Origin of the sequence: Rhodovulum sp. (genome assembly GCF_011048875.1) — a bacterium.
In the GTDB taxonomy this organism is placed as follows: Bacteria; Pseudomonadota; Alphaproteobacteria; order Rhodobacterales; family Rhodobacteraceae; genus Rhodovulum; species Rhodovulum tesquicola.
This window is the reverse complement of sequence record NZ_DSDD01000115.1, coordinates 1-4591: the sequence shown is the minus strand read 5'-3', so window position 1 is coordinate 4591 and position 4591 is coordinate 1. Positions and strand designations below refer to the sequence as shown.

General features: G+C 69.7%; 6 protein-coding genes and 1 pseudogene. 5 read left to right on the top strand and 2 right to left on the bottom strand.

The window, feature by feature from the left end; genetic code table 11:
* The 5 genes and pseudogenes from ENN83_RS03940 to ENN83_RS03920 all read left to right on the top strand — a co-directional run.
* Positions 1–390: pseudogene (locus tag ENN83_RS03940) on the top strand (iron ABC transporter); the annotation flags it as partial.
* A gap of 11 nt (positions 391–401) precedes the next feature.
* Entirely contained in the window at positions 402–1070 is a 669-nt protein-coding gene (locus ENN83_RS03935) for a MotA/TolQ/ExbB proton channel family protein (RefSeq protein WP_287184303.1), read from the top strand.
* A complete protein-coding gene (locus ENN83_RS03930) occupies positions 1067–1450 on the top strand; it encodes an ExbD/TolR family protein (RefSeq protein ID WP_287184302.1) in 384 nt (127 codons plus the stop codon). The genes ENN83_RS03935 and ENN83_RS03930 overlap by 4 nt, the downstream gene beginning before the upstream one ends.
* Positions 1451–1453: 3 nt before the next feature.
* Positions 1454–1834 carry a biopolymer transporter ExbD gene (locus tag ENN83_RS03925; RefSeq protein WP_287184300.1) on the top strand — a complete coding sequence of 127 codons (381 nt, stop codon included), beginning with the start codon at positions 1454–1456 and terminating at the stop codon, positions 1832–1834.
* Positions 1835–1838: 4 nt separating this feature from the next.
* Positions 1839–2714: an energy transducer TonB gene (locus ENN83_RS03920; protein ID WP_287184298.1), complete on the top strand. Its 876-nt coding sequence runs from the start codon at positions 1839–1841 to the stop codon at positions 2712–2714.
* Positions 2715–2747: 33 nt separating this feature from the next.
* Here the strand turns inward: ENN83_RS03920 and ENN83_RS03915 are convergent, their stop codons facing one another.
* Both ENN83_RS03915 and ENN83_RS03910 read right to left on the bottom strand, forming a co-directional pair.
* A complete protein-coding gene (locus tag ENN83_RS03915) occupies positions 2748–2978 on the bottom strand; it encodes a FeoB-associated Cys-rich membrane protein (protein WP_287184296.1) in 231 nt (76 codons plus the stop codon).
* Positions 2975–4591, bottom strand: a 1617-nt coding sequence (locus ENN83_RS03910; RefSeq protein ID WP_287184295.1) for a nucleoside recognition domain-containing protein, incomplete at its 5' end; no start/stop codon positions are given. The genes ENN83_RS03915 and ENN83_RS03910, both read right to left, overlap by 4 nt.

Genomic DNA, 4591 nt, shown 5'->3' with positions numbered 1-4591 from the left:
GGCGAGCAGCAGCGCGTGCAGCTTGCTCGCGTTCTGGCGCAGGTCTGGCGCCCCACCGCCAATGGCTGCCCACACTGGCTGTTCCTCGACGAACCCGTATCCAGCCTTGATATCGGCCACCAGTTGCAGGTCATGCGGGTCGCTCGCGACTACGCGGACCAGGGCGGCGGTGTGGTCACGGTGATGCACGACCTGAACCTGACGGCGATGTTCGCCGACCGGGTCACGCTGCTCGCCGAAGGCCGGGTGCTGGCCCAGGGCACGCCCGCAGACGTGTTCCGCGACGAGGCCCTCAGCCGCGCCTATCGCTGCCCGATCCGGGTCAACACGCCGCCCGAGGGCGGAACTTACCTGCTGCCCCATGCGGCAGGGCAGGTCGCGGCAGAATGAAGGAGACGGGAATGGAATTCGCATCGAAGACCGAGGAGATCGTCGCCTTCCTTGAGAAGGGCGGCCCCGCGATCTGGGCGATTGCCGCGCTGTCGGTGGCAACCGTCGCGCTGATCCTTTGGAAATCATGGCGCCTCGCCCGTGCCGGGGCCTGGTCGCGCCGGGCGAGCGCCCGTGCGGTGAACCACTGGCTCGCGGGCGACCTCCACGGCGCGCGGATTGCATTGGTCGGGGCGCGCGGGCTCCGCGCTCACGCGATCCGCGCGGCGATAGAGGCGCGCCTCGACCCGGAGTTCGACGACATCACTGCCCGCGAAGAGGTTGCCCGCGTCGCCACCATGGAACTCGCCCGCGCCCGTTCGGGCCTTCGCGCACTGGAACTGATCGCCACCATCGCGCCGCTCCTGGGGCTGCTCGGCACCGTGCTGGGCATGATCGCAGCCTTCCAGACACTGCAAGCCTCAGGCGCGCGCGCCGATCCCGCGGCGCTGGCCGGCGGCATCTGGGAGGCGCTTCTGACCACGGCTGCGGGCATGGCGGTTGCAATCCCGGCCTCGGTTGCGCTCACCTGGTTTGAAAGCGTGACCGACAGCGTGCGCCTTGACATCGAGGATGCGGCGACCCGCATCCTGACCCGCGGCGGGCCGTCCCGCGCGGCCCTCAGGGCAGCGGCGGAATGAGCCTCGGCCTTGCCCCCCCCGCACCCCGGCGCAAGCCCAGCCTGACGCCGATGATCGACGTGGTGTTCCTGCTGCTGGTCTTCTTCATGCTGGCCGCGCGCTTCGGTCAGGATGTGGCGATCCCGCTGGGCGCAGGCGGCGGCGCGGGCGAGGCGTGGTCCGGCCCGCCCCGGCTGGTCGATATCCGCCCCGGAACCGTGGCGCTGAACGGGGTCGAGACAGGGCTTGACGACCTTGCCGATGCGCTGCGCCCCCTGATCGAAACCCCCGAAGACCCGGTCGTCCTGCGCCCCCGCGACGGGGCCGACCTGCAACGGGTGATCGACGTGACGGACACCCTGAACGCGGCCGGGTTCGGCCGCCTGATCCTGGTGGACTGAGCCATGCCCCTGACCGTTCCGCCCCCCCGGCCCCAACGCGAAAGCGTGGTGCCGATGATCAATGTGGTGTTCCTGCTGCTGGTGTTCTTCCTGATCAGCGCCCAGTTGACCCCGCCCGAACCGTTCGACATCGCCACGCCCGAGGCGGGATCGGACCGCCCGGTCGAGGGGCAGGATATCCTGTATGTGGGCCCCGATGGCACCCTGGCCTACCGCGATGCCCGCGGCGACGCGGCACTGGCCCTGCTGGCGGGCGAAGCGCGCGACGGCGCGCTGCTGGTCCGCGCCGACAAGGCCGCGCCGGGGGCCGAAATCGCACGCCTGCTGGCCCGGCTGGCCGCGACAGGCGTGGTGTCGGTCGAGCTCATCGCGACCGGGCGCTGAGGCGATGCGCGGGCTTGGTGAAACGCTAGTCTTCGCCAGCGCGGCGCTGGCGCTGCACCTCGCGCTCTGGCCTGCGGAGCGTCCCGTGGGAGCGGACTCGGCGGGCGGCGGCGGGGACGACCTTGTCACGTTGTCTCCCGCCTCGGCCGCCGTTGCGAACGCGGTTGCGCAGTGGGACCGCCCGCCCGAAGCCGCGCTCCCCGAACCGGCCGCCTTCATCGCCCCGCCAGCGACAGACATGACTCCAGCCATCCGGCAACAAGAGGCCGCGCCGACATCGCCCGCCATGCCACCGCGTCCCGCCGCGCCGATCTCGGCCCCGACGCTGCCGCGGATCGAACCGACCCCGCAACGACCGGCTCGCGTGGCGGAGCCGGACCCGCGGCCGACGGTCGCCCAGGCTTTACCGGACACGCCGCGGCCGGCCCCTCGCCCGGTCAGCCCACCGAAAAGGCAGGACAGCCGGCAACCGACGCAGGCGGCGCAGACCGCAGCCGCGCCGTCGAGCGCCTCGGCGGACCAGGCTGCTCGCCGTGCGGCCGGAGCAGGCGGCGATGTCAGCGGGCGGTCTCGACAAGCGCAGAGCGCAACCTTGTCGCCGGATCGCGCGCGTTCCCTTCTTGCGGAATGGGGCGGACAGATTCGCACCCGCATCGCCCGCAGCGTGCCGCGGGGGGCCGGGTCGGGCACCGCCGTCGTCGAGCTGACCGTTGCGGCAGATGGCGTGCTCCTTGATGCGCGGCTCATCCGATCGTCGGGAAACCCTCGTCTCGACGACCTGGCATTGACCGCCGTGCGCCGGGCGGGCCGGTTTCCAGCCGCGCCGGCGGCACTGGGCCTGCGTCGCCAGAGCTTCACCCTGCCCGTGAAGGCGCGATGACGCTGGCCAGACTCGGTTGACAGGCAGCCCGGGTCATCGGTCTGTCTTGCTGTTCGTTTCTGTCCCCCGGTCGAAGCCGATGGCCTTGCAGGCCGTCCCGCTGGTGCAGCCTGCGCATCCGTCGCAGGCCCGCGCCGCGCCGCGGCGGCGGTGGATCAGGCCGCGGAACAGGAAGGCCAGCGCGACGGCAAGCACCAGCGCGATCAGGGCGATCTCGTGCCCGGCAAGGGCGGTCTCGGCGGCAAGGTCGATCTGGGGGGTCATGGCATGTCCTGTGCGGCTCGGCGTGGGGGACGGCGCAGCCAGGGCTTGGGCAACGCCACGATCAGCAGCGCCGCGAGGCCGAGCAGGTAGACCGCGGTCATGGTCTGCATCCCGGTCAACTGCAATGCGCTGCCCAGGGTAAAGACGGCGCTGGCCACCGCAAGGCCCAGAAGCGTCGGGAAGACGATGGAAAAGCCCATCCAGCGGTAGCTGTCGGTCTGCACCCGCACCATGATGACGGTCGCCAGACAGGGCGGGTAGAGCGCGAAGAACAGCATCACCGCGACAGCCGACAGCGCGGTGCGCCCCTCGGCGGCCTGCTCGGCGCCCATGCGTTGCTCAAGCGTCTGCGCGCCTTGGCCCTCGGGTTGGTCGAACAGCACGCCCAGCGTCGCGACCGAGCTTTCGCGTGCCGCGAAGGAGGCCAGAAGCGCGACGTTGACCTTCCAGTCGAAATCCGCGAATTGCGTCACCGGCTCCAAGCTGCGGCCGATCATGCCCAGGAAACTCGACTCGATCTTGTCCTGGCGCATTTCGCGGCGCAGCGTGGTGCGGGCATTGGCCAGATCGCGCAAGGCGGCCGAGGCGGCGCGGGCCGCGTCGTCCTGCGAACGCAGCACGAAGGGCACGAAATCGGGGAACTGCTCGGCAAAGCGGGCGTTGATCGCCTCTACCGCCGCGCGCCCCCCTGCATTCAGCCGCGCCGCGCGGTAATCGGTGGCCGCATTGACCAACGCCACCAGTGCGGTCTGATCGGGCACGGCGGCCCGGTGCGGGTTGTCGCCAAGCGCGGTGTAGAAATCCGCGATGGCGGTCTCGGCGCGCGATTGATAGGCGACCTCGCGTTCAGCCGGAACGCCGGGGAATTGCAGCAGCACATAGATCACGACCGCGATGGCCACGACCACGGTGCCCACCTTCTTGATGTAAAGCCAGGTCCGGTCAAAGGCGCGCTGCGCCACGCCGCGGATCGTCGGCAGGTGGTAGTTCGGCAGCTCCATCACGAAGGGCGCGGTTTCATGGTTGCGCAGGACCGATGTGGTCAGAAGCTTCGCAATCAGCAGCGCCGCGATCACGGTGATGGTGGACAGGTAGAACAGCATCAGCCCCTTGGTCTCGGGGAAGTAGATGTTGATGAGCAGCGTATAGAGCGGGATCTTGGCCATGCAGTTCATGAAGGGCACGGTCAGGATCGTGGCCATCCGGGCGCGCGCATCGGGAATGCCCTTGGTCGCCATCACGCCCGGCACCGCGCAGCCCCCCGCGAATACGCCGGCCAGGATGAAGGGCAGCGTCGACTGCCCGTGCAGGCCGAAGCGGTGGAGGATGCGGTCCAGGATGAAGGCAATCCGCGCCATGTAGCCCGAATCCTCGAGGATCGCGATCAGCGCGAACAGGATCAGGAAGATCGGCACATAGTTCAGCAGCGTGTTGACCGAGTCGACCATCCACAGGCCCAGCGAGCGGATCTGGGGATCGACCAGAAACCCCGCATCGGGCAGCGCGCTCGCGGCAAGATTGCGAAAGCCCGCAAGCACCGGCCAGGTGACCTTGGTCAGTTCATAGCCCTGAACAATGGATAGCTGATAGATCGCCCAGACGATCGCCACCAG